Annotated in this window: 4 protein-coding genes and 1 pseudogene; all 5 read left to right on the top strand. The window is 53.6% G+C overall.

The genetic code is table 11. The features are described from left to right. The first annotated feature begins 794 nt into the window (after positions 1-794). Positions 795-917 carry a hypothetical protein gene (locus BG74_RS20160; protein WP_256364179.1) on the top strand — a complete coding sequence of 41 codons (123 nt, stop codon included), beginning with the start codon at positions 795-797 and terminating at the stop codon, positions 915-917. Positions 918-934: 17 nt separating this feature from the next. After that, positions 935-1072, top strand: coding sequence for a hypothetical protein (locus tag BG74_RS20165; RefSeq protein WP_244267128.1), 138 nt, complete (start codon positions 935-937; stop codon positions 1070-1072). Positions 1073-1335: 263 nt separating this feature from the next. Then, positions 1336-1931 (top strand): annotated as a pseudogene (locus BG74_RS12225) (thymidine phosphorylase); the annotation flags it as partial. A gap of 354 nt (positions 1932-2285) precedes the next feature. Further along, positions 2286-3509 (top strand): phosphopentomutase, encoded by a 1224-nt coding sequence (gene deoB / locus BG74_RS01300; RefSeq protein WP_066595997.1) that lies wholly within the window; start codon positions 2286-2288, stop codon positions 3507-3509. Positions 3510-3660: 151 nt separating this feature from the next. After that, positions 3661-4073, top strand: a 413-nt coding sequence (gene deoD / locus BG74_RS15715; protein ID WP_244267130.1) for a purine-nucleoside phosphorylase, incomplete at its 3' end; no start/stop codon positions are given.

The following is a 4073-nucleotide window of genomic DNA, read 5'->3' on the forward strand; positions in this document are numbered from 1 at the left end:
ATGTATTATATACCGTAGCCGCAACTGGCGTTATTGTCGGCAATTGCATCTGTCAGCGCGTTACGATTTGCCGGTGATACTGCATTTCCTCCGCATACACGACAAGGCTGGCCAAGCTGTTGCTAACCATTACCTTGTTGCGTATTGGGATAGTTATATGGTTTCGCCGGCAGCTATCAGCAGGAGGACGTATTTGTATTGGTTTTTATTTCGGCGTCGGCAGGACCATCTCACTTATTCTAGTGCTAGTAAAACCCGCGATGTCATTGCGTGATTGTCGTTGTCATGCCTGCTGCTGGAGATCGATATGCCTGATATGCTGCTGTCCAGTTACCAGGGCTAGCCTAACCGACCGGAGCAGATCCGCCAGACCTTTGCTGCGTGCGAGCCCGCCGCTGGAAATTGCCGAGACTGCTTTATCACAATAGCCTGCGTCTATTCCGGCTGCCAGCAAAAGGAACCCGAGGGATATTAATCCGCCCGGCGCCGCAGATTAGTAAAGAGGCGCCTTCATGAAGGCTGTGGAACGCGCACCTACGATTACCGGGCTAAGATAAATGCGTTCAGCCACGAACAGCGGCGCATGGTACACGAGCAGCATGATTTCTGTGTTGTCGCGCATAAAACGAGATAATGCAGCAGCTTATTTCGCTTAAATATGAGAAAATAGCGCCAGCGAGATACGGGGGAGAGCAGGATACCCGTGCACTGGATAATAGCGCAGTGGCGTGAACAGTCGTCTGTTCCTCGTTCTGTTTACTGATTCACTCCACGGCGAAAAACGGTAGAGTAAAATGAATCAATTAACCCTTGCGGCCCAGCGTGCGTTGGGCCTCAAGGATCTGACCACCTTGAATGATGAGGATACCGATGAAAAGGTGATCGTCTTGTGCTACCAGGCCTACACTCTCCGATGAGAGAGGTCACGGCGGTGATGTGCACCGCCGTGACTAATTTCTCCCACGGCGATGACTGTCTCGACGTCGCGCTGTCGGAAACACGTGCCGCTATCGCCTACGGCGCGGATGAGGTGGATATCGTTTCCTTATCAAGCGTTTATCGCCGGCAATGAGCAAATAGGTCTGGAAATAGTGAAATGGGCTAACGAATTATATCATGCCTCACAGGTGCTCCTGAAAGTAATCATAGTGAGCGGTGAGAATTGCGATTAGCTGACCTTATCTATCGCGCGTCGCAAATCGCGATTTTGCGGACGGCACTGATTTCATTAAACCCCTACCAATAAAGTGCCGATAACGCGACGTTTGAAAGCGACAGCATCATGCTGAACGTTATCGTCGAAGAGGGCGCTGGCGATAACGTGGGTTTAAATACACCGCCGGCGTAGGGATGTCACCTCGGCTGATGCTAGAGCTAATAATCGTTGCCTGCGGCAGCTTCGTGCCGATGGTGTCCGGTCGCGGACTGTGGCATACAGGTGGTACGCTCGATAAACTTGAGGCGATTCTGGAGTTATCGATTTTTCTGGACGACGACACCTTCTGAGCCCAGATTAAAATCGGTCGGCGTGGCGATTATAGGACAAACTAATTCGCTGGCGCCGGCGGATAAGCGCATCTACGCCACCCGTGATATTACCTCGCCGGTGGATTCGATCCCCTTTATCACCGCTTAGATTCTGGAGAAGAAACTAGCGGAAGGGCTTGGATATGCTGGTGATGGATGTGAAGGTAAGCTCCGGCGCCCTAATGACCACTCTCGCTCCGAGGTGCTGGCGCAGACTATTATCATCGCCGTTAACGGCGTAGGGTGCAGGACTACCGCGCTGCTGTGACCATAGGAATCAGGTCTTGGTCTCTAGCGCCGGCGGCAATGTGCTGGAAGTCCGCGAAGCGGTTCTCTTTTTGACCAATGACAAACGCAATCCGCGGCTGTTTGAAGTCACTATAGCGCTGTGCAGCAAAATACTTAATGGTGCAGCGAAATACTAATGACCGCAGGCCTTGAGGATTTCTAGCTCTATGACCACTATTTGCCGCCAGTGGCGACGCTGAATAAGCCGGTCTTCCCCGCTAGCGCAGGCTATGTCTGCGCTATGGTACCCGTGTTCTCTGGATGACTGTCGTGCCGCTCGGCGGTCCGTTATCCACGCAGCTAGCTCGGCGACGGGGCAGCGGAAGCGTTATCGGTCATTTACCGCCGCATTACGGCAGCGTGCGTTTAGTCTGCCAGCTTTCTATTGCAGGAGCGAACATGCCGCCCCCTCGAACGCGCCGCAAAAGCGGCCGATAGACCGGTATTTCACCGCAAGCAGGAGAACAATTATGCAACGTGTATTTATTATGGTTCTGGACTCATTTGGTATCGGGGCCGCTGGTGATGCCGATAAATTCGGCGATCGCGGATCGGACACACTGGGACATATCGCCGAGCGCTGTGAGCGTGGCGACGCCAATCACGGGCGTAACGGACCGCTAAAACTACCCCATTTGACGCGCCTCGGGTTAGCTAAGGCCGCTGAACAATCCACCGGCCATTTTCCGCAGGGGCTGGATAAGCAGGCAGAGATCATTGGCGCATACGCCTATGCCAGCGAGATTTCCTCCGGCAAAGATACGCCATCGGGGCACTGGGAAATCTCGGGGGTGCCGGTACTGTTCGATTGGGGTTATTTCCCGGAAACGGAAAATAGTTTTCCGCCGGTGCTGCTGGAAGCGTTAATCTCCCGCGCGGGCTTGCCAGGTTTCCTCGGCAATTGCCACGCGTCGGGGACGGTGATCCTCGACCGGTTGGGGGAAGAGCATATGCGTACCGGGAAGCCGATTTTTTACACCTCGTCGGATTCGGTATTTCAGATAGCCTGCCACGAAGAGACTTTCGGCTTGCAGCGTCTGTATGATTTGTGCGAGATAGCACGCGATATTCTCACCGACGGCGGTTACAATATCGGTCGCGTTATCGCCCGGCCCTTCATCGGCGTGCAGACCGGCCAATTTGAGCGTAGCGGCAACCGACACGATTTGGCGGTGCCGCCGCCCTCCGCCACCATTTTGCAAAAGCTGGTAGAAGAAAAAAAGGGGACAGTAGTATCGGTGGGTAAGATAGCCGATATTTATGCCCAGGTGGGTATTAGTAAAAAGGTGAAGGCTACCGGCCTTGATGCCTTATTCGATGCGACGGTGCGGGAAATAGACGCGGCGGGGGATAACACCCTGGTATTCACCAATTTTGTTGACTTCGATTCCGCCTACGGTCACCGGCGGGATGTCGCGGGTTACGCGGCGGCGTTAGAGCTGTTTGACCGCCGATTGCCGGAACTGATGTCGCGGGTGAAAGACAATGATATCTTGATACTCACCGCCGATCACGGCTGTGATCCCACTTGGCACGGTACCGATCATACCCGTGAGCATGTGCCGGTGCTGATCTATGGTCAGAAAGTGAATCCAGGTTTTTACGGCCATCGAACGACGTTTGCCGATATTGGCCAGACGGTGGCTCGCTACTTTGGTCTCTCGCCGATGGGCTATGGCAAAGCGATAATTTAGCTGGGCGGGGCGGCACCTATAGATGACACGGCTGCCGCCCTGACTTCGCCAAGACGTCACTAAGCGGCTAGTCCTTAGCCTGTGATTATTCACCGTTGTCCTGCTGGGGCCGGCTGACCGTTTTATCCTCAATACAAAAAGGAATCAGAGTATGGCAACGCCGCATATTAATGCTGAAATGGGCGATTTCTCTGAGGTTATACTCATGCCGGGCGATCCGCTGCGGGCAAAACATATTGCCAACACCTTCCTTTCCGATGCTCGGGAAGTTAATCAGGTGCGCGGCATTCTGGGCTATACCGGCAGCTATAAAGGGCGGGCCATCTCGGTAATGGGGCACGGTATAGGCATTCCGTCCTGCTCAATTTATACCAAAGAGCTGATTACCGATTTCGGCGTGAAAAAGATTATCCGAGTAGGCTCCTGCGGCGCGATTAGAAGCGACGTCAATGTGCGGGATATCGTTATCGGCATGGGAGCCAGCACTGATTCTAAAGTGAACCGCATGCGTTTTAAAGATCACGATTTCGCCGCCATCGCCGATTTCGACATGGTGCTCAATGC

The sequence above is a fragment of the Sodalis-like endosymbiont of Proechinophthirus fluctus genome (genome assembly GCF_001602625.1).
Classification (GTDB): Bacteria; Pseudomonadota; Gammaproteobacteria; order Enterobacterales; family Enterobacteriaceae.

Coding starts and splice junctions, on each gene's coding strand:
- deoB (WP_066595997.1), top strand. CDS start 2,286: ATGCAACGTGTATTTATTATGGTTCTGGACTCATTTGGTATCGGGGCC.
- BG74_RS20165 (WP_244267128.1), top strand. CDS start 935: ATGTGCACCGCCGTGACTAATTTCTCCCACGGCGATGACTGTCTCGAC.
- BG74_RS20160 (WP_256364179.1), top strand. CDS start 795: ATGAATCAATTAACCCTTGCGGCCCAGCGTGCGTTGGGCCTCAAGGAT.